A 20,358-nucleotide genomic window follows, 5' to 3' on the forward strand; every position below is an offset into this window, starting at 1 on the left:
GACCCGGAAGGCACCGGCATCGTCATGACCGGGATGCGACAGAAACTGGCCGAGTTCTACGAGAAACTCCCCGGCCGCGGATGAACGAGCATCAGGGCACCCGGTAGCGCTCCGCGTCGGCATGCTTGAGCGACAGCCCGTGGCCCGGCCGGGTGGGATCCGGCCGCAGCGCCCCGTCCGTCGGGCTCAACGCACCGTCGAACAGCATCCGCTCGATCCGTTCGTGGTCGTGGAAGTACTCCAGGTGCCGCACGTTCGGCGTCGCCGTCGCGACGTGCGCGGACAGGTTGGGCGCGCAGTGCCCGGAGATCTCGGTGCTGCGGCCGGCGGCGCAGGCGGCCGCGCGCAGCCACTCGCCGTACCCGCCGCAGCGGGTCACGTCGATCTGCAGGCAGTCCACCGCCTCCGCGCCGAGCATGCCGGCGAAGTACGGCAGGTGGTACCCGTACTCGCCCGCGGTGACGTCGGCGGTGACCTGCTGGCGGACCTGGCGCAGCCCGGCCAGGTGGTCGCTGGAGACCGGCTCCTCGTACCAGGTGACGCCGTGTTCGGCCAGCTCACGTCCCACCCGGGCGGCCTGCCCGACGCCGTACGCGCCGTTGGCGTCCACGTACAGCTCGACCTCGTCGCCGACGTGGTGCCTGGCGAGCGCGACCCGGTGCAGGTCGCGGCGGACGCGGGTGCCCCACGACTCGCCGACCTTGATCTTCACTCGCGGGATCCGCTCCTCGTGCACCCAGTGGTCGAGCCCGCGTCGCGTCGTGTCGTCGTCGTAGCTGGTGAATCCGCCGCTGCCGTAGATCGGCACGGTCTCGTGGGCACGGCCGAACAGGGAGGCCAAAGCGACGTCCAGCAGCCGCGCCTTGGCGTCGTACAGCGCCGTCTCCACCGCGGACAGCGCGCACGACACCAGGCCCGGCCGGCCGAGGTTACGGATGCCCCGCTGCATCGTCGACCAGGTGCCGGTCACGTCGAGCGCGTCCCGGCCGGTCACCAGCGGGGCCAGGGTGGACTCGATGAGCGGGACGCAGGACGCGTCGGCGTAGGTGTAGCCGAGGCCGGTCACCGGGCCGGTCACGACGTCGCACACGACCAGCGTGGTCGAGTTCCACGCGAGCGTTCCGTCGGCCTCGGGCGCGTCGGTCGGCACCACGTAGGCCGCTGCCCGTACCGAATCCACCGTCACGTCCGCAGTCGTCGTCATGTCACTCCCTCGTACCCGGGAGACGCTGGAGGTCAACGATCATGGCCAGCACAGTCGGTACCGACTCCGGAGGAGTACCACCACAGCAGCCCGAGCATGCCCGTACCGGCATGGCCGGCCTCGACGTCCGCGCGCTCGAACGGGACCTGACCGAGCCGGTCGCCGGTGAGGCGCGCTTCGACGTGGGAAATCGTGAGGCAACCGGACGGGTGGCAGCCACCGCGTCCGGACCGGCAGGCGCGATCCCGGATCGACGGGGGAGGGGAGGCGGGTCCGGATGACCGAGCGCGGATCGACACCACGCGAGCTCGGCTTGTACGTGCGTGAGCTGCGGCTGTCGCTGCGGAACAACTCGGGGGCCTACGGCTTCTCGGTCATGATCACCAGCGTCATGGCCATGCTCAGCGCGCTGCGGTCGCCGCCGGGCCCCGGTCAGATCGTGCTGTTCTTCCTGGGTGCCGTGGCGAGCTTCGCGATCATCGAGGCGATCGCCACCCGAGGGTTCACGCGCTCACTCGGGAACCAGGAAGCCACCAAGGTCATCGCCCTGGGCAGTTCGCTCAACCTGGTCTCGATCGCCGTCGCCGTGGCGGTGGCCGCGACGACCGGGGTCGTGCTGCCGGCGACGCTCGGCTGGCTCGTCGGCCCGTTCGCCGCCTCGGTCGCGTATCTGCTGGTCACAGCGGCTGAGATGACCGTCGCCCGCAGGATCGAGGAGGTACGCGAGGTCGAATGATCACCGTGTCCGGCAGCTGATCTCGGTACCCGAGCGGAACTGTGCTTCGTGGTGGTTTCGGGGGGTTCCGGGTGGGTACGGGCTGCCCATCAGACGAACGAGTGGACTGTCGCGATAGACCGCGACGCACGCGCTGAAGTGGCTGCGGACTCGCACTCGTGCGTGCGCTGGGAACGGGAAGGGAGCTGGGCCATGAGACCGCGGATAGCACAGATCCGCCGCGTCGACGAGACGTTGTGCGAGCTTCATGCCTATCGGCGCCGCTGCGGTGACCCGGTCGAGGTCATCCGCACGACCGAGAAGATCGACTCCTGGCTGGACGAGCGGTTGTCCCTCATGCGCGAGCGCAACGGCTATCGAGAGGGCAGGTTCGAGAGGACCGCTCCGTGAGCGGTGTGGGGACGGTCCCGGCCGGTGAGCGGAGCCGGGTCGTCGCGATGCAGAACGCGGGGAAGCCCACGATCATCTCGATGATCGACAGCTTCCCCGCGGACATCATGACGGACCGGACGCTCCTGGCGGAGGCCGTCACCGCCTGCCTGGAGTGTGTGCAAGCGTGCACGGGGTGCGCGGACGCGTGCCTGGCGGGCATGAACCACCATCCTCGGCACGCGCTGGCCTCGTGCGTCACCACGAATCTCGACTGCGCCGACACGTGCGCCGCGACCGCGAGAGTGTTGTCCCGGCACGCCAGCTGCGACACCAGCATCGCCCGGGTGCAGCTGCGGGCGAGCGCCCAGGCGTGCCACTCGTGTGCCGAGGAATGCCAGCGGCACGCGGACGTGCTCGACTGCTGCCGCATCTGCGCGGAGGTCTGCTTCAGATGCAAAGAGGCGTGTGACCGGGTGCTGGCCGCGCTCGGCTGAGCCCGGGGCCAGCACCCGCGGAGCGCCGGACCCGGTCAGTCGGTGGGGTGGTGGGCGGCCTGGACCTCCGGACGCTGCCCGCTGACGCCTTCCACCGTGTCCGCCGCCAACTCGCGCAGCTTCCGGTTGCGGCGGCGCGACTCGTCACGCAGGCGGGCGAACGCGGCATCCTGCGTGCAGTTGTGCCGCGCCATCAGGATCCCGGTGGCCTGGCCGATGGTCGCGCGGGTGGTCATGGCATGCCGCAGGCCCGCGGCGTGGTGGCGCTGCTCCGCGAGCCGGAGGGCTACCGCGAGCGCCGCCGGCAGTTCGGCGCTGAGTAGGGACAGCCGCCGCAGGTCGTCGTCGGAGTAAGCGTGGCTGCTGGTGGAGTACATCGTCAGGACACCGGCCGTGGTGCCGGAACGCAGCGTCAGCGGCACTGCGAGCAGGCTGCCCAGCCCGTCCAGCCGGGCCGGGATGGTGAACGTCGGCCAGCGCCGTTCCGACGCCAGGTCGGGGATCCGCGCACTGCTGCCGATGTCGAGAACCTCGACCGACGGCCCCTCGCCGACACTGTGCTGGACGAAGTCGAGCCCGATCGCGTAGTCGTCACTGCCGGCGTGGGCGGCCTCCCAGCGGGCCGCTGCGGCGAGGTTGATGGCGCACGACCCGCCGACCCACGCGGCTGCCGGCACCCGGCGGGCGAGCTCGGTGAGGAAACCGGCGAGACTGTCGCCGTCGGCGAGTGAGTCGTAGACATCCGCCAGCCATCTCGAACCGGCGGGCGGATCGGCCCTCCGATGAGTTGGCGCGTGCCGCAGTCGCTGATGATTCGCAAGCATCGCCGACACTTCAGACCTCACAAGACGCGGTTCCAGATGGCATCGCCAAGGTCTAGAGCGACCATCCCAACCTAACGAGAGCGACGCACTGTCGCAACGCCCGCTCCGGCCGATCCGGAAGGCGCGAACACACGCCGCAGCCCCGTGTTCACCAGCAGTCCGACGGCCACGGTGGCCAGGATTCCCAGCGTGATCCCCGACAGCACGTCGTGCACGTAATGCACGCCCGCCGCCACGCGTGCCGCGGCGATCAGCAGCGCGGCCGCGGCGACCAGCGGCCAGAGCCTGCGGACGACCATGACACAGGCGGTCGCGAAGGCGGCGGCGATGGTGGCGTGGTTGCTCGGCCACGACCAGTCGCCGGCCCCTGGACAGGCGGTCACGGTGTCGATGCCGATCGCACGGCACGGCCGTTCCTGCGTGACCAGCGCCTTTGTCATCTCGCTGCCGGCATAGGCGGCGATCGTTCCGACGCCCGCCGACACGATCAGCAGGAAGTGCTCGCGGCCGCGTCGCCATGCCGCGACCACCACCACGGCCGTGGTCGCGACGAGCGCCAGCAGGCCCCGGGTCGCGGTGATGTCCACGATCTCGTGCACCGCGGACGGCGAGTCCCGTGCCGAGCCGGCGATCGCACGGTAGAGCGATTCGCGGAAACCGAAGCTGAGGATGCTGAGGACGACGAGCGCGGCGACGGTGGCCACGACGGTTGCGGTGGCCCGGGGGCGACGCGCGTCGGTGAGAGAGTCGGTCATATCCGGTCACGCTAGAAAGATGCTGGGCAGAGCAGATCTGACTGCGATCCGGAGTCGTCTGTGACCTGAGTCGTAGCCGGCCGGTGCACGACCGGACCTGGGTCTGATGCCGCTGGCGCACGGCACGGTGACAATGCGTTGATGGCCAGCCTGTTCCCGTCGCACGAGCGCGTCACGGCACGGACGTGGCCGCCGCGACCCAGGGAGGCGCTGCCGGCGGTCTGCTTCGTGGCGATGCTCCTGCTGCCGGCGGTCTCGGTGCTGTTCGTCCTCGGCCTGGCCGCTGCCGCGGTGTTGCTGGCGCTGCTGGACCCGCGCGGGCGCTACGGAACGCTGGCGCTGCTGTGCGCGGTCATGGTGGCGGCCGTCCTGCTGATCCTGACCGACGTCTCACTTCAACAGGTGCTGGTCGTCGCCGCGGTCGACGTCACGTTCGGGGTACTGCCGTGGCTGCTGGCCTTCGCCTGGCGGGCACGCCGGTGGGTGGTCGCCAGGGAGGCGGCGGACGTGGAACGCGAGGAACGGGCACGGCAACGCGACGCGGACATCGTCCGAGCGCGCGAGCGGACGCACCTCGCCCAAGAGTTGCACGACGACCTCGGACACGCGTTGAGCCTCGTCGCGCTGAACCTGGGCCGGCTGGAGCTCGACCGGAGTCTGGACGGTTCACAGCGCAGCGCCATTGCCACGTCACGCCAGCACGTCGCCGACGCGGTGGCGCGGCTGGGCGCCTCGGTCGAGTCCCTGCGCGACGACGCCGTTCCGTCCTTGGCCTCGCAACACCAGAACACCGACGTCGTGGCGCTGATCGATGCCGCCCGTTCCGCCGGCGCGACGGTCGAGGTGGCGGACGATCCGGGCCCCGACCGGCTGGCCGAGTTCGGCGGACCGACGGTGCACCGCGTCGTCCAGGAGGGCATCACCAACGCCGTGAAGCACGCGCCCGGTGAACCCGTCCGGGTCGGGTTCGACGACGAGGGACGGTGGTTGCGCATCACCGTCACGAACGACCTCGGCCCGAAACGCGCCCGGGATGGCGCCGGGGGAGGCGACGCGGCCGCGAGCGACGAGAGCGGGTACGGCCTGGTTGCCCTGCGTGAACGGGTGCGCCTCGCCGGCGGGACGATCCGTGCGGGCGAGCACGAGGGCCGGTTCACGCTCGCCGTCGGTGTTCCCCGGCTCGGCAACCGCGCGGCGGTCGCGACCAGCGGACCGGCGCCGGACCCGCGGACCCCCACGGCGGCCGTGGAGACGTACCGGCGCCTCGCCCGTGCCCGCAGGCGCAGCGCGATGTACCTGTGGGCGGCACTCGTCGTCCCCGCCGTCGCCCTGGTGGCGATCGTCGTGCTCGTGCAGGTGCTGGGCATGTACGAGGCGAACCGGGCCGAGCTGGCGACGGACGTCTTCGCCGAGATCGACGTCGGCGACCGGCGGGCCGGGGTGACGCTGCCGGAGTACGAACTCGACGTGCACGACGACACCGATCCGGCGGGGGAGTGTCACTATTACGCCGTCACGTCGAATCCACTCGACAACGGATACGGCGACTCGTACCGGATCTGCTTCGCCAACGGCGCCGTGCTGTCGGCGGAGCAGCTGACACCGGACCAGCTCTCCCCGGAGCGCTCATGACCGATGACACGCGGATTCCGTCGACCGACGTGCTCGTGGTCGACGACGAACCGCTGGTCCGTTACGGCCTGGCGGGCGTCCTGGAGACCGAGCCGGACATCCGCGTCGCTGCTCAGTGCGGATCAGGCCAGGAGGCTCTGGAGACGGTACGCAGCCGGCGCGTCAACGTGGTGCTGCTCGACATCCGGATGGAGGGCATGGACGGGTTGCGGACACTGGCGGAGATGCGCCGGATCGGCGCCGGCCTGCCGTGCCTGATGGTCACGACGTTCGGCGAGGACGCCTACGTCGCCGAGGCCATCCGTCTCGGCGCCGACGGGTTCGTGCTGAAGTCCGGTGACCCGCGTGAGCTGATCCTCGCCGTCCGGGCGGTCGCCACGGGCGGGGCACACTTCTCGCCGTCCGTGTCGAGAAAGCTGCTGAACTCCCGCATCAGCACGAGGTTCATCCAGCACAGTGAGGCGCGCGAGCGTTCCCTGCGGCTCACCGAGCGTGAGGGGGAGGTGCTGGCGCTGATCGGCGACGGGCTGTCCAACCAGGAGATCGCGGACCGGCTCTTCCTGTCCGAGGGGACGGTCAAGACGCACGTCACGTCGATCCTGCGTACCACGGGCGCCCGGAACCGGGTCGAGGTGGCGCTCATCGCCGCTCACGTCGCGGACGGTTGACGTTGTACGGGACGGCAACTCGACAAGGCCGAGAAAGTGCGATGTCTCCGTAATGGACGTGCGTCGTGCCGGGTACCGGCCATGCAGCCCGCGCAGTCGAGCAACCTGCTGCCGGGCCAGCGGGTGGGTACTGACCGCGGCGGTGCCCATCCGCGCACCTGTGCGGTGGCGCCCGCCGGGTCAGGCCGCCGCCTTCTGGGCGTCCGCGACGGCGTCGGCGAGCTCGTCGCGGTTCATCCGTGAGCGGCCGGGGATGTCGAGCTCACGGGCGAGCCGGGTGAGCTCCGCCTTGGACGCTTCCGAGAGGTCCGCGTCCGGTTTCGCCCGGCCGCGGTCTCGGCGGGCTGACTCGACGCTCTCGCGCAGCGCGGTGAGCAGGTCGCCGGGCTCCGAGGCCTGCTGTGGCTCGGTACTCGTGGTGACCTCCTCACCGCGGCGTTTGGCCTCGATCAGCTCTTCGACGCGTTCGGTGTACGTGTCGCGATAGTCGGCGGGCCGCCAACTGCCGGTCATCGTGTTGATCAGGTCGACCGCCATCGACACCTGCTTGCCCTTTGCCGGTGGTTCCGGCAGCCGCGGCAGCGTCGACTCGGGCTCGCGTACCTCGTCGGCGAACAGCATGGTCTCCAGCACGAGGACGGCCCCGGCGGCACGGATCAGCGCGAGATGTTCCTTGTTGTGCATGACGAACGTCGCGATGCCGGCGCGGCCGGACTCGGCGAGCGCGGCGCACAGGACCGCGTACGGGGTGGCGCTCTCGTCGCTGGACGGTGCGACGTAGTAGCTGTTCTGGATGTACACCGGATCGATCTCGTCCTGCTCGACGAACGTCGAGATCTCCAGCGTGCGCGACTTCCCCGGCGCGATCTCGGCGAGCTCGTCCTGCTCGACGACGACGTAGTCACCGCCGCCGATGTCGTGGCCCTTGACGATGTCGGCGTAGTCGACCTCCTCGCCGGTGCGTTCGTTCACGCGCTTGTACCGGACGCGGTCGGACGTGCCGCGTTCGAACTGGTTGAACCTGATCTCGTGGTGCTGGACGGCGCTGTACAACGCCACCGGTATCGAGACCATGCCGAACGTGATGGAGCCGCTCCAGACCGGGCGAGCCATACGCCGTCACCACCCCTTCTGGTGACCGCATACCCACGACGATCGCCTGCACAACGTCGGCGTCAGGCCGCCGGTTTCAGTACGACTTTCGAGTAGCCTTCCTCTCGCCGGTCGAACCGCGCGTACGCGTCCGGGGCGTCGCGCAGCGGTAGTTCCTTGGACACGACGAAGCTCGGTTGTGCGCGTCCGCTGGTGATGAGTTCACGCAGGTGGTCGCTGTACATGCGGGAGTCGGCCTGTCCGGTGCCCATGCGCAGTCCTTTCTCGAAGAACTTCCCGACGTCGAACAGCAGTCGTCCCTGCGCGGCGTTGTCGTCCGGAGCGCCGGGATCGGAGGGGAGGTACAGGCCGACGATGCCCAGTGCGCCGGTCGCGCGGACCGTTTCGACGAGATTGTTGAGCACCAGGGCGGGCTGCTCCTCGCCCTGTGCCACCGTCGCCTGGTATCCGACCGCGTCGATCCCCTTGTCGGTTCCGCCGCCGTTGCGATCTCTGATCTGCTCGGTCGGATCACCCTGGGAGTAGTCGATCGGGACGGCGCCGATGCTTTTGGCGAGCTCGAGACGGTGCGCCACCTTGTCCACGACGTACACCGAGGCGGCACCACGAAGCACTGCGGAGTAGGCGGCCATCTGCCCGACCGGGCCGGCGCCGTACACCGCCACCGTCTCGCCCGGACTCACGCCGGCGAGCTCGGTCGCGTGGTAACCGGTGGCGAAGATGTCGGCCAGCATCGCGAAGTCGTTCTCGTGCTCACTGCCGGCCGGCAACGGAACACAGTTGTAGTCCGCGAACGGCACCCGCAGGTACTCGGCCTGTCCGCCCTTGTACGGGCCCATGCCGACATAGCCGTACGCGCCACCCGCACCGGGCGGGTTGACGGTCAGGCAGAACGCCGACTTACGCGCACGGCAGTTCGGGCAGAACCCGCACGCCACGTTGAACGGCATCACCACCCGATCACCCGGCCGCACACCGGTGACCGCCGTTCCGGCCTCCTCGACCGTGCCCATGTTCTCGTGCCCGAACACGATGCCCGGTTCAGCCGCGGTGCGGCCCTCGTACATGTGCAGATCACTGCCACAGATCGCCGTCGAGGTGATCCGCACCACCACATCGGTGGGCGACTCGATCCGCGGATCCCCGACCTCCTCGACATCGACCCGCTGCGGCCCCCGATACACCACTGCCTTCATACCGCCAGACCTCCCGTTCAGCGCGGATGTGACTGTCGGGACGCCGTACCCGCACCGCGACGGCGCAATGCGTCGCCCGCCGTGCGGGCGCTTTCGCGGGCGCCGCCGGCGTGAGACCGCGTCACGAGGGGTACGGCCATCGATGAAGGGAGGCGACGATGGCACACGAACACGAGCCCGGAGGGGTTCCCAGCCGGTCCGAGTTGCCGCTGCCCGACTACGACCATCTGGCCGTGGGGCCGTTGCATCAGCGGATCCGCACGCTCGACGAGGAGGGCGTCACCCGGCTGCTCGCCTACGAGCACGCGCACGCCGACCGGTTGCCGGTGGTCGAGGTGCTCGAACAGCGGATCGCGGAGCTTCAGGCCGGCGCCGAGCCGACCGGCGGGTCGCCGGAGGGGACGCAGCCGGAGAACGCCCAGGCGCCACACGGCGGATCGCCGGTCTCGCCGGGGACGCAGGCTCCGCCCGCGGACCCGCCTCCGCCGCACGGCGATCCCACGAACATCCGCAAGGCGCACAAGTGACACGAGGAAGGCTCTGCCGACTCGTCAGAAGGGTGAAGAGACGATGCCGCAGGAACAGTGGAACCGTAAACGTGAACGCCAGTACGAGCATGTCAAGTCCGGCCTGACCGACCGCGGATACGAGGAGGACACCGCGGAGGAGATCGCGTCGCGGACGGTGAACAAGAAGCGCGCCCAGACGGGCGAGGCCGAGCAGGCGAGCCGGACGTCCACCGAGGACATCTCGCCGGGGCGCCGCGGCGGCAAACGGTCCGGAAGCGGCCCGGGCGGGCGCACCAAGGACCAGCTCTACGCCGACGCCCAGCGTATGGGCATCGAGGGGCGCTCGAAGATGAGCAAGCGCGAGCTGGAGCAGGCCGTCGGCCGCTGACGTGGTGAACACCGGCCCGATCGGGGCGGTGACGTGATCGGTCGGCACGCGTCGCCGGGGTGGGGCCAGCCCCCGTTCGAAGATTGGTGGCAACATCGCTGCGGCCTGATTCATACGTCCGTATGATCGCGGACATGACCGCTTCTGAGGCCATTACCAGCACTGTTGTCACCAAACCGACCCGCCGGCAGCAATACGTCAGCGACTACTCGGACCTGTCCAAACGGATCCGGGCGGCCGGCCTGCTCGGGCGCAGGCGGATTTTCTACGCGGTGCGAGCGGTGACGCTGGCGTCGTTGCTCGGCGCCTGCGTGGCGGCGTTCCTGGCGCTGGGCGACACCTGGTGGCAGCTGGCCGTCGCGGCGGCGTTCGGCCTTCTGCTGACCCAGGTGGCCTACCTCGGCCACGACGCGGCGCATCGGCAGATCTTCGCGTCAGGCAAGCGCAACGAGCTGACCGCGTTGCTGCTCGGAAACATCGTCGTGGGGCTGAGCCACGGGTGGTGGATGTCGAAGCACAGCCGGCACCACGCCAACCCGAACAAGGTGGACGTGGACCCCGACGTGCAGGCCTCCGCCCTGGTGTTCACCAGCGACGTGGCTACCGAGCGCCGTGCCAGGCGGAGCTTCTCCGGGTGGTGGGTGCAGCGGCAGGGCACGCTGTTCTTCCCCCTGCTCCTCCTGGCTGGACTGAACATGCACGTCAACGGCCTGCGGACGGTGTTCGGGCGAGGCCGGGTCAAGTACCGCGCCGTCGAGATCCCGTTGTTGCTCGCCCGGCTGACGCTCTACCCGGTGGCGTTGTTCTGGTTCCTTTCCCCGGCCGTCGCCGGCGCGTTCCTGGCCGTCCAGGTGGCCGTGTTCGGGTTCAGCATGGGCGCGACGTTCGCGCCGAACCACAAGGGGATGCCGATGATCCCGCGGGACATGAGCGTGGACTATCTGCGCCGTCAGGTGTTGACCAGCCGGAACACGCGCGGCGGATGGTTCATCGATGTCGCCATGGGCGGTCTGAACTATCAGATCGAGCATCACCTGTTCCCGAACATGCCGCGCCCGAACCTGCGCAAGGCGCAGGCGATCGTGCGCGAGTTCTGCGCCGAGCGGGACGTCCCGTACGCGGAGGCAGGGCTGTTCGAGTCGTGGGGGATCGTCGTCCGGTACCTGAACCAGGTCGGCACCAGAGACACCGACCCGTTCGACTGTCCGCCGGCGGCCCAGCTGCGATCCCCGATCTGAGCGCGGCGACGGCCCCGGGTCATCCGCCGATGACGGCGTCGAGCGCGTCGGCGAGAAGGTCGGAGTCCGGCAGCGATTCCGGATCGACGACCGCTTGCGCCACGAGTCCGGTGACCAGAGCGTAGACGAGGGTGCCGAGCCCTCGTGCCGTGGGCGAGTCCGGGTCGGTGGACTGGGTGCCGAGCACGATCGCGGCGAGCTCGGCGCGGCCGCGTGCGTGACCGGCCGCGATCTCGCCGCGCAACTCGTCGTCGAACTTCGACTGAGTGAGCGCCTGCAGACTGGCCGACTGCAAGTCCTGCGACTGAGGGATCATCGCCAGCAACTCGGTCAGCAGGGCGCGAAGCCGTTCGGCCCGCGTGTCGCCCCCGGCCGCGCGGGCGGCTCGCTCGAGCGCGTCACCCCATTCGCCGCTCAGCTCGATCGCGGCGAGATTCATCAGCCGGTCCTTCGACCCGAAGTAATACCCGATCGACCCGAGGTTGGCGCTGGCCGTCGAGGCGATGTCGCGGGCCGTCGTGCCGCCGTAGCCCTTGTTGACGAGACATTTCTTCGCTCCCGCGAGGAGCGCTTCGCGCTGGGTCATGCCCAAGCATCCTAGCGTTGATCGTACGTACGATCGGACGCCGCAAGGTGTTCGCGCGCTACTCGATCGTCCGGACTCGGATCTCGACCTGCTCGTCGAGCTCGAGCCAGGCGCGTCGGGCGCGGAGATCATCGGACTGGACGACGAACTGGCCGCGCGGCATATGACACCGATATCGCTGTGGCTCGCGCGTGTCAGTACAACCTCATCCGGCCCGCGGTGTCGTCGCGTCGGCATGCGGCGGGCCTCGTTATCGAAAGGGGTGACATGAGGGTCCACAGATGCCACTCATGTCACCTCCTTTCGAACGCAGGTGCGAGCGGCGACATGACCGAGCGCGGCGCGCCACCCTCAGGAACCGACCGGAGCGGTTGCCCGGGCCGGTCAGCGGGTTGCTATCCGTTCCAGGTCGCCGAGTCGTCGGTGTCCAGGCTGCTCGCCCAGTAGTGCCCGGCCGCGAGGATCTTCTCCGGCACGACGGTGACCGTGTACGGCGCGGTCAGTGATTCGGTGCTCACCGTCGCGGTGCCGTCAGGGCCGGTGGTCGCGTCGAACTTCCTCCCGGCGGCGCCTTCCCAGTGGCCGAACACCTGGGCTCCTTCGACGGGCTCGCCGGTCACCGCGTCGACCACGGTGATGGCCGCGGTCGACGACGAGGCCTCGTCGCTGAAGTCGATGGAGCCGATCCGTAGCGGGGCCGAGCCGTCACCGGCCGGTGTCGTCCGCGACACCTGCGCCGACGCCGGGCTCCGGTTTCCGGTCGCGTCGACGGCCACCACCTTCCAGTAGTAGGTGGTCCCGGGCTCCAGCCCCCGGTCCTTCACGAAGTTGAATCCGGTGGTGTTCGCCAGCGTGTCGGGACCAGGGGTGAAGCCGGCGACGGTCGACCGGTGCACCTCGTAGTGCTCGACGATCGTGTCGTCGGAGCTGCGCGCCCAGTGCAGGTCGATGCGCTGCCAGTCGTGGACTTCCGCGGTCACCGCATCCGGGGTGCTGGGGGAAGCGGTGTCGGGGATCGAATGCTGCCAGCGCGTGCCGTCGGGCGACCATTCGCTGGGCAGCGCACGGTCGGAGTCGTAGTGGTGAACCGCGACCCCGAGGAACGACTCCGACGATTCGAAGGCCGCGTAGACCTTGGCCAGCTCGGTCTCCATGACGGTGCGGCCCTCCTCCTGGAAGGAGATCGTTTCCGGGTCGCCGGACGCGGAGATCTGGCCAGTCTCGACGCCGATCATCACCTCCTTGCCGACGGCGTCCGCGTAGTCGATCTCGCTCTGGGCGTGCGGGATGATCCCCGCCGGGCCGTCGGCCACGTCGCGGTAGTCCATCAGTGTGACGTAGTCGGTGGTGTCGATGATGTGCCGCGCGCAGTTCTGCTTCTTGTGATTCCAGATGATCTTCTGGCATTCGCGGTTGTCGTCCAGCCAGCGCGGTATCGCCGGCCCGATGTCGAGGTTCTGCCCGGACGCGGCCTTGCGGTCCATCATCTTCGCCAGCATGTCCAGGTATTGCGGCTGAACCGACTTCCGCTTGCTCCGCCAGTCCGGCAGGCCGTGCGGTTCGATGTCCACGTTGATCCCGTCGAAGCGCTCGGCCGGGTCCGACGACAGGTTGTAGTTCAGCACCGTCTCCACGAGTTGGAGCGCCTTGTCGTGATGGCGGCTGTAGGCCCACATCGGTGCCATGTACGAGCCGGAGCCCAGCAGCGCATGCACCTCGTACCCACGCTCGTGTGCCCACGCGATCAGCGAGCGGTACTGCTCGGGACGGTCCAGCAGCGCATAGTCCCCGTCGTAGCGGTCGGCGTACAGGTAGATCGTGGAGCGCTGCTGCCGAGCCAGCGACTCGTCGTCCATGAACTCGCCCAGCACGTCGCGGGCTCCGGGGTTCTCCAGCAGCTGGTAGGTGGCCGGTTCCCACACCCACATCGCCCGGTCGGACTGCGGCGTCGCGGGCGGCTCGTCGGTACCCGAACCGGTGTGGACGTACGTCGTCGCCGTGGTCGTGGTGTTGCCGTCGACGTCGGTGGCCCTCGCCTCGATCGCGTGAGTCTTGTCCTCGCTCGGTGCGTCCCACTCGTACACGTAGGTGTCGGTTGCCGACGGTGTCGCGGTCTTCCAGGTGCCCCAGTCCACACGCACCTGCACCGATTCCAGTCCTCGTGCGTCGGCGGCTTCGACCTCGACGGGCACGGTGCCGCTCGTCGTCGATCCCTCGGCCGGCGAGGTGACGGCGACCGTGGGCGGCTCCTGAGCCGGAATGTCCACGTCGATGGTCCGCGGCGTGCCCCACCGCCAGTAGCGGTCCTCGATCGAGGAGCAGCGCACCGTCACCTCGACCTCGCCGGACAGCCGCGGTGACGACGGATCGAGGGTGTAGGACCAGGTGCCGGTGTCGTCGCCGTCCGGGTCGACGGTGTGCGCGTCGTGGACGGTGCCGGCGTCGAAGGCGACCTTCACCTGGTACGCGTCGGTGTACGTGCCGGTGATCGTGACCGGACCGGTCACCGTGGAACCGGACTTCGGACCGGTCACCTCGCAGCCGGTGCTCGCCGGTTTGGCGGCGCCGGCCGTGTCGCCAGCACCCCACGGTACGAGCGCGTACGTCAGAAGTATCGCCATGGCCCCGGCGGCGGGCCGGCGCCATCTGCGCGAGCTGTGGGTCATGTCTCCTCCAGGGGGAAGGTCGAAGCGGTGTCGGTCTCCCCTGCGACGCACGTGTTCTCGTCGTTCAGGGTGGTGATCTTCACCCAGTCGATGTACTGGTACTGCGTGGCGTAGTCGAACGCGCCCGACCAGGGCGCGGCCCAGTTGCCCACCCACAACTGCGCCGGTGAGGTCGGGACGGTTTCGGTCTGGGTGGTGCGCAGCACGCCGTCGACGTAGAACTCGATGCGTCGGGAGCCGTTGACGCCGTCGTACCAGTCCCACCGGTAGGTGTGGAACTCGCCGTCGTGGTTGTCGAAGCCGAGATCGACGTCCTCGTACGTCGCGCCGGCATCGTTCGGTGCGACGTAACTGTTGAAGCCCGCCCACCTGGACCAGTCGGCGCCGTCCGCTCTGCCGGCGGCGGGCAGCTCGATGTCGATCTCGGTGTAGTCGTCACCGTCCGGCTGGTAGTAGTTCCAGATGCAGGAGCACCCGCCGGGGCGCGGCAGGGTCTTCATCCGCACCTCGTAGCGGCCGGCGCCGAAGCGTTCCTTCGTCCAGACCAGCCCGCCGGTGCGCGCACCCGTGTCCTGGCGCGTGTAGCGGCGCGGGTCGCCGACCTCGTAGGACGCGTCCGTGCTCCGTATGCCGCGCACCGGGCCGTCGTACTGGTCGCCGTTGGCCTGCGCGACGAGTACGCCGATGTCCTGCCCGTTGTCCGAGATCGTCTGCACGGACAGGTTCTCAGGTACGACGCCGTTGTTGTCCCTGCCCCAGTGGTGCAGGCCCGGGACCCACTTGTCGGTGTCGATCTCGGAGCCGTCGAAGTCGTCGAAGAACAGCACCTGTCCCTCGGTGGTGGCCTGCTCTCGGGTCCCGGCCGGGTCGTCGGTGCGGACCGCGGAGTCGCCGGGGGTGAACACGACCGTGCCCGCGGCGAGGAGAGGGGTCACGGCGGCGGTCATCGGTCGTCTGAGTGGACTGCTGGAGAGTTGCATGCGCGCGGTTCCCTTCTGCTGGCAGCAGCTGCGCCGCTCCCGAGCATCAGGACAGCGCAGTCGCAAGATCCGGAACCCGGTGCCGGGTGTGGTATCGCTCCTCCTTTCGGTCGTGCACGGACGTGGTCTCAGCTGCTCGGCTGCGTGCGCGGCACGCCGAGCACGTCCAGCCGAAGCCGGTGGTGCTCCAGCCGGCGGGTGAAGTCGGACCAGTCGCCGGGGCCGGACCAGGCGGACTCGGCGAGGGCGCACAGCCGGGGGAAGGCCCGGTATTCGACGTGCTCGGGGGTGGGCAGGTACTCGCTCCACAACTGGCCCTGGGTGCCGAGGACGCGTGCGGCGGCGTCGGGCTCCCACGAGTCCGGCACCGGCGCGTAGGCCTGCACGGTGTGCAGTTCCGTGACGCTTCCGTCGGGCGAGGGAAGCTCGCCGGGATCCGACGTCTCGGCGTAGTCGAGGTAGGTGGCCAGGTGCGGCGCCATGACGACGTCGTGGCCGCGGTCGGCCGCGGCCCGCCCGTGAGCTTCGTCGCGCCAGGGCAGCACGGTGAACGGGCTGGGCAGGGTGAGGTCGTCACCTTCCGCCCAGGCGACGGGACGGCGCCCGGCGCGAAGCACGTGGTTGCCGACCTCGGCCATGAACCAGCGGTACAGCTCACGCGGCCCGGTCAGCCCGTGCTCACGCATCCGTGCCGCGGCGTCCGGGCTCTGCTCCCACTCGGTGAGCGGGCACTCGTCCCCGCCGAGATGGATGTAGCGGCCGGGGAAGGTGTCCATGACCTCGTCGAGAACGGTGCGGCAGAAGTCCTGCGTGAGATCGTGCACACCGAGGATCTGCTCGGACACGCCCCAGCGGGTCCACACGCCGAGTACGCGGTCCGGGTGGTTGCCCAGCTCGGGGTACGCGGCCAGGGCGGCCCGTGAATGGCCGGGCAGCTCGATCTCGGGAACGATGGTGATTCCCCGCCGCGCGGCGTAGGCGACGAGGTCCGTCAGCTCCCGGCGGGTGTAGGACCCGCCGTGCGGCACGCCGTCGCCCGTGGTCTCCGGGCGGTGCGCCCCGATCTCGACGAGCTTGGGGTAGGCCGCCACCGGCATCCGCCAGCCCTGGTCGTCGGTCAGATGCAGATGCAGCACGTTCATCTTGTGCAGCGCCAGCAGGTCGACGAAACGGCGCAGAGCGGAGATGGGCTGGAAATGGCGGGCGACGTCGATCATGGCGCCGCGCCACGGCAGGCGGGGCACGTCGGTGATCCGGACGCACGGGACCTCCCACGCGGACGCCCGCGTCGGCTGCTCGTCGAACGCCTCGGCGGGCAGCAGTTGGCGCAGCGTCTGTACCGCGTGCAGCAGTCCGGCGGGGGCGGCCGCCCGCAGCAGCACCTCGTCGGGGCCGACGGTCAGGTGGTAACCCTCGGTGCCCAGGTCGGCCCGGTCGGTGTCCAGGACGAGGGCGACGGCGCCGTCGGCGGACGGGGGCAGGGCCGGTCCGATCGCCGGGGTGAACAGTTCACGCAGCAGGGACGCGGCGGGCTCGGTGCCCGGCCCGACCCGCACCGAGGTGCCGGCGTCGAGGGTGAACCGACCGGGCAGGGTGGTCAACTCGGTGGGGCGCGGAAGGACATGGATGTCAGCGTGAGGTACAGGCACGGAGTCCTCTTGGAGTCGGGGTGTCAGCCTTTGACGGCGCCGGACGCGAAGCCCGACGTGACATGGCGCTGCAACAGCAGGAAGATCGCCAGTGCGGGCAGGGCGAAGAGAGTGGACGCCGCCATGGTGGCGCCCCAGTCGGTGCCGAACGTGTTCTGGAACGACGACAGCCAGACCGGCAGCGTCCGGCTGTCCTGGTCCTTGATGATCAGGAAGTTGGCGTAGGCGAACTCGTTCCACGCGGTGATGAAGCCGAACATCGACGTCGCCATGAGCCCTGGTGCGAGCAGCGGGAACACCACTCGGCGGAAGGCGCCCAGGTGGGTGCAGCCGTCCACCCGGGCCGATTCCTCGAGCTCCGGCGGGATCGTGGCGAGGAAGCCGCGCAGGACCACCACCGTGAACGGCAGCGTGATCATGAAGTAGATGAGCGTCAGGATCGGAAGTCGATCGAGCATGCCGGTGTCCCGCGAGATGATGTACATCGGGATGATCAGCGACTCCCAGGGGGCCATCTGGGCGATGAAGATCATCAGGATGAACTGCCGCCGCCCCCGCCACCGCAGGCGTGCCACGGCGAACGCGGCGCCCAGAGCCACCAGTAGCGCGAGGAGCACGGCCGAGACCGTCACCAGGATGCTGTTGCGCCAGAACAGCGCGAACCCGTCGGCCTGCACCGCGGTGCGGAAGTGGTCGAACGTCCACGTGGTGGGCAGGAGCTGCGGCGTGTCCGTCTGGATGTCGCGGGTCGGCTTGAACGCCGTCGACATCATCCAGTACACGGGGAACAGGCACAGCGTGACGGTGACCGCAGCGGCCGCGTACAGCGGCAGGCGCCGCAGCCTGAAGGACCGGTTCACAGTTCGGCCTCCTGTCGGAACATCTGCCGGAAGTAGAAGACCAGGACTCCGGAGATCAGCAGCACCGTGATCATCGAAGCGGCCGCGCCCAGGTCGTACTGCTGCGACGACAGCGCGCGCTGGACGGCGTAGACGGGGAGAATGGTGGTGGCGTCGTCGGGCCCGCCCTGGGTCATCACCCAGATCTGTACGAACGCCTTGAACGTCCAGATCACTTCGAGCGAGGTGACCAGCATGAAGATCGGCCGCACCATCGGCAGCGTGATGTAGCGGACGATGCGCCAGGCGCCGGCGCCGTCCAACCGCGCCGCCTCGTACAGATCGCCGGGGACGGTGGTCAGTGCCGAGTACAGCGTGATCGCCGCGAACGGCACCGACTGCCACACGACCAGCAGCACGAGAATCGCGAACGCCGCCGTCCCGTTGGCCAGCCACGGGTAGCGATCGAAGGATTCGAGGCCGAGGCCGGTCAGCGCCCAGTTGACGACGCCGAACTCGGAGTGGAACAGCCACTGGAACACCGTCGTCGCCGCGAGAACCGGCATCGCCCAGGCGAGCACCAGTGCGCTGAGCACCAGTGCCCGCCAGATCCGGCCGAGGCGCTCCGTCATCAACGCCACCAGGCTGGAGATCGCCATGATCAGCACGACGTTGATCGCCATGAAGACGAAGGTGCGCCCGACCACGTCCCAGAACCGGCTGTCGGTCAACAGCTCCTGGTAGTTGCGCAGGCCGACGAACTCGGCGTCGCCGCTGATGAGCTGTTCGAGCTTGAAGTCCTGCATCGAGATGATCAACGCCCGCAGCAGCGGGTAGACCAGGAGATACGCAGTGCCGAGAACGGCAGGGGCGATGAGGACGTACGGCCACGGGTTCGGTCGCCGCCGCCCGCCGGAGCGCCCGGATCGCCAGGTGCGCCGGTCTCGTCCCGGAGTGCGCCCGGTGTCGGCGGTGCGCTCTTGGACGGCCGTCATCGGCTTCCTCCTCGGGGGTGCAGGTTCGGCCGCGGCTCGCGACAGCGCGTGCTCGGATGCGGGCGGGAGTTACGAGGCACTGTTCATGGCGCGGCTGATCGCCTCGGACGCGCTCGCGGCTTCCTGGGCCGGGTCCCCGCCGGTGAGCACGGCGGTCATGTAGTCGTGGACCAGGTTCTCCGACTCCACGGTCGCCCAGCCGGGTGCGATCGGCGTCGTGTGCCCGTTCTGGGAGGCGCCGACCGCCATGGCTGCCGCGCCCGGGTCGTCCTCGACGGCGTCGACGAGGGTCGTCTTGTTGGGCACGTAGCTCATGGTCGCGGCGAGCTCGCGCTGCCACTCGTCGCCGGCGAGCTCCTTGATGAAGGTGGTGGCGGCATCCGGGTCGCTCGAGGCGGTCGGGATGACCAGGACGGAGCCGCCGACGAAGACCGCGCCCGGGGTGTCAGCGGTCTTGCCCGGAATCGGGAAGAACCCGAGTTTGCCCTCGAGCTCGGGGTTCGCCTCGACGACGAGGTCGGCGGCGCCGGGCGCGGCGATGATCTGGGCGACCTCGCCCTGGGCCATGACGTCGGTCTGCGGCGGCGACGCCACGTCGGAGTCGCGCGGCCCCTGACCGAGGGCCTGCAGCTCCTGGTAGAAGGCCATGCCGCTCATCGCCTCGGGGGAGTCCAGAGCACCCTCCCACTGGCCACCGGACTGGACCGCGAACGTGCCTCCCTCGTCCCAGATGAACCCGGCCAGGACGTGCCAGTTCTGGCCCGGCAGATAGATCCCCTGGGTGCCACCGCTGTTGAGGGTGGTCGTGGCGTCGATCCACTGCTCGCGGGTCTTGATGGTGGACGCGTCGATGCCCTTGGCCTCGAACAGGTCCTTGCGATACACGACGACGCGGCTCGCGGCGTAGTAGGGGACGCCGTACTGGGCGCCCTCGTGGTTGGCCGGCTCCGCGAGCCCGTCGAGCCAGTCCTCACCGCCGAGTTCGGCCACCTTGTCGCTGAGATCACGCAGACCGCCGCTGGCGGCGTACTGCGCTGCCTGGGTGTTGCCGACCTCGATGACGTCCGGAGCGTCGTTGCTGGCCAGCGCGGCGACGACCTTCTCGCCGATGCCGTCCCACTCCTGGATCTGGATGTTGGCGTCGATGTCCGGATGGTCGGCCTCGAAGTCCGCCTCGAACTTCTGCTGGAATTCGGACGACACGCTGTCGCGCATCAGCCACACGTCGACGGTCGTCTTGCCGTCGGAACCCGCCGACGAGTCGGTGGAACCGCAGGCACTGAGCGCGGCGGTCAGCGTCAGCGCTGTCGCGCCGACGATCGAGCGAAACCTCATGATCCACCTCTTGGACGGTTGAGCGGAACGGACCACTTTGCCAGTGGTCCACTGGATACATAACCAGTTAGGATTGGTGGGAGAACCTCCCATAGCCCGCTGTGCGGTGTCAAGAGCTGCAACGTTGTGCAATCCGACGCTTGCTGACAGCGTACTGGCGTTGCGCTGGCGGTGTCCGG

At 69.4% G+C, this 20,358-nt stretch carries 21 protein-coding genes; 9 read left to right on the forward strand and 12 right to left on the reverse strand.

Annotated elements, in window-relative coordinates; genetic code table 11:
• Positions 1-91 precede the first annotated feature (91 nt).
• On the reverse strand, positions 92-1,204 hold the full coding sequence (locus CLV30_RS25165; RefSeq protein ID WP_106540007.1) for an enolase C-terminal domain-like protein: 1,113 nt from the start codon (positions 1,202-1,204) through the stop codon (positions 92-94).
• Positions 1,205-1,245: 41 nt separating this feature from the next.
• Between CLV30_RS25165 and CLV30_RS26145 the strand changes: the two genes are divergently transcribed.
• From CLV30_RS26145 to CLV30_RS25180, 4 genes are all read left to right on the forward strand, one after another.
• Positions 1,246-1,485, forward strand: a complete 240-nt coding sequence (locus CLV30_RS26145; RefSeq protein WP_129711141.1) for a hypothetical protein — start codon at positions 1,246-1,248, stop codon at positions 1,483-1,485.
• Positions 1,482-1,940, forward strand: coding sequence for a hypothetical protein (locus CLV30_RS25170; RefSeq protein ID WP_106540008.1), 459 nt, complete (start codon positions 1,482-1,484; stop codon positions 1,938-1,940). The genes CLV30_RS26145 and CLV30_RS25170 overlap by 4 nt, the downstream gene beginning before the upstream one ends.
• 192 nt (positions 1,941-2,132) lie before the next feature.
• Complete coding sequence (locus CLV30_RS25175) at positions 2,133-2,330, forward strand: hypothetical protein (RefSeq protein ID WP_129711140.1); 198 nt, start codon at positions 2,133-2,135, stop codon at positions 2,328-2,330.
• Entirely contained in the window at positions 2,327-2,806 is a 480-nt protein-coding gene (locus CLV30_RS25180) for a four-helix bundle copper-binding protein (protein WP_205741139.1), read from the forward strand. Before CLV30_RS25175 ends, CLV30_RS25180 begins: the two co-directional genes overlap by 4 nt.
• Before the next feature lie 35 nt (positions 2,807-2,841).
• Here the strand turns inward: CLV30_RS25180 and CLV30_RS25185 are convergent, their stop codons facing one another.
• Positions 2,842-3,630, reverse strand: a complete 789-nt coding sequence (locus tag CLV30_RS25185) for a GAF and ANTAR domain-containing protein (protein WP_129711139.1) — start codon at positions 3,628-3,630, stop codon at positions 2,842-2,844.
• Positions 3,631-3,701: 71 nt separating this feature from the next.
• Complete coding sequence (locus tag CLV30_RS25190; RefSeq protein WP_106540011.1) at positions 3,702-4,385, reverse strand: phosphatase PAP2 family protein; 684 nt, start codon at positions 4,383-4,385, stop codon at positions 3,702-3,704.
• A 141-nt stretch (positions 4,386-4,526) separates the two neighbouring features.
• Here CLV30_RS25190 and CLV30_RS25195 point away from each other — a divergent pair, with 141 nt between their 5' ends.
• On the forward strand, positions 4,527-6,017 hold the full coding sequence (locus CLV30_RS25195; protein ID WP_106540012.1) for a sensor histidine kinase: 1,491 nt from the start codon (positions 4,527-4,529) through the stop codon (positions 6,015-6,017).
• The gene (locus tag CLV30_RS25200) at positions 6,014-6,685 is read left to right on the forward strand and encodes a response regulator (protein ID WP_106540013.1); all 672 of its coding nucleotides are present in this window, start codon (positions 6,014-6,016) and stop codon (positions 6,683-6,685) included. Before CLV30_RS25195 ends, CLV30_RS25200 begins: the two co-directional genes overlap by 4 nt.
• Positions 6,686-6,865: 180 nt before the next feature.
• On the opposite strand, the gene ku is transcribed toward CLV30_RS25200, so the two are convergent.
• The gene (gene ku / locus CLV30_RS25205; RefSeq protein WP_106540014.1) at positions 6,866-7,798 is read right to left on the reverse strand and encodes a non-homologous end joining protein Ku; all 933 of its coding nucleotides are present in this window, start codon (positions 7,796-7,798) and stop codon (positions 6,866-6,868) included.
• A gap of 62 nt (positions 7,799-7,860) precedes the next feature.
• Positions 7,861-8,994, reverse strand: coding sequence for a glutathione-independent formaldehyde dehydrogenase (locus tag CLV30_RS25210; RefSeq protein WP_106540015.1), 1,134 nt, complete (start codon positions 8,992-8,994; stop codon positions 7,861-7,863).
• A gap of 158 nt (positions 8,995-9,152) precedes the next feature.
• On the opposite strand from CLV30_RS25210, the gene CLV30_RS25215 reads away from it, so the two are divergent.
• The 3 genes from CLV30_RS25215 to CLV30_RS25225 all read left to right on the forward strand — a co-directional run bounded on the left by CLV30_RS25215 (position 9,153) and on the right by CLV30_RS25225 (position 11,129).
• The gene (locus CLV30_RS25215) at positions 9,153-9,521 is read left to right on the forward strand and encodes a DUF8129 domain-containing protein (RefSeq protein ID WP_106540016.1); all 369 of its coding nucleotides are present in this window, start codon (positions 9,153-9,155) and stop codon (positions 9,519-9,521) included.
• 43 nt (positions 9,522-9,564) lie between these two features.
• Positions 9,565-9,891, forward strand: coding sequence for a plasmid stabilization protein (locus CLV30_RS25220; RefSeq protein WP_106540017.1), 327 nt, complete (start codon positions 9,565-9,567; stop codon positions 9,889-9,891).
• Positions 9,892-10,025: 134 nt separating this feature from the next.
• Complete coding sequence (locus CLV30_RS25225) at positions 10,026-11,129, forward strand: fatty acid desaturase family protein (protein WP_106540042.1); 1,104 nt, start codon at positions 10,026-10,028, stop codon at positions 11,127-11,129.
• 19 nt (positions 11,130-11,148) lie between these two features.
• Here the strand turns inward: CLV30_RS25225 and CLV30_RS25230 are convergent, their stop codons facing one another.
• From CLV30_RS25230 to CLV30_RS25270, 7 genes are all read right to left on the reverse strand, one after another.
• The gene (locus CLV30_RS25230) at positions 11,149-11,715 is read right to left on the reverse strand and encodes a TetR/AcrR family transcriptional regulator (RefSeq protein WP_106540018.1); all 567 of its coding nucleotides are present in this window, start codon (positions 11,713-11,715) and stop codon (positions 11,149-11,151) included.
• 395 nt (positions 11,716-12,110) lie between these two features.
• Positions 12,111-14,381 (reverse strand): Ig-like domain-containing protein, encoded by a 2,271-nt coding sequence (locus CLV30_RS25245; protein WP_106540020.1) that lies wholly within the window; start codon positions 14,379-14,381, stop codon positions 12,111-12,113.
• A complete protein-coding gene (locus CLV30_RS25250) occupies positions 14,378-15,316 on the reverse strand; it encodes a glycoside hydrolase family 16 protein (protein ID WP_165358780.1) in 939 nt (312 codons plus the stop codon). The genes CLV30_RS25245 and CLV30_RS25250 overlap by 4 nt, the downstream gene beginning before the upstream one ends.
• Before the next feature lie 173 nt (positions 15,317-15,489).
• Positions 15,490-17,010 carry a beta-N-acetylhexosaminidase gene (locus CLV30_RS25255; protein WP_106540022.1) on the reverse strand — a complete coding sequence of 507 codons (1,521 nt, stop codon included), beginning with the start codon at positions 17,008-17,010 and terminating at the stop codon, positions 15,490-15,492.
• A gap of 23 nt (positions 17,011-17,033) precedes the next feature.
• Positions 17,034-17,870 carry a carbohydrate ABC transporter permease gene (locus tag CLV30_RS25260; protein WP_106540023.1) on the reverse strand — a complete coding sequence of 279 codons (837 nt, stop codon included), beginning with the start codon at positions 17,868-17,870 and terminating at the stop codon, positions 17,034-17,036.
• Positions 17,867-18,844, reverse strand: a complete 978-nt coding sequence (locus tag CLV30_RS25265) for a carbohydrate ABC transporter permease (RefSeq protein WP_106540024.1) — start codon at positions 18,842-18,844, stop codon at positions 17,867-17,869. The genes CLV30_RS25260 and CLV30_RS25265 overlap by 4 nt, the downstream gene beginning before the upstream one ends.
• Positions 18,845-18,913: 69 nt before the next feature.
• Entirely contained in the window at positions 18,914-20,179 is a 1,266-nt protein-coding gene (locus tag CLV30_RS25270) for an extracellular solute-binding protein (protein ID WP_106540025.1), read from the reverse strand.
• Positions 20,180-20,358: the final 179 nt, after the last annotated feature.

Source organism: Haloactinopolyspora alba (assembly GCF_003014555.1).
Taxonomy (GTDB): Bacteria; Actinomycetota; Actinomycetes; order Jiangellales; family Jiangellaceae; genus Haloactinopolyspora; species Haloactinopolyspora alba.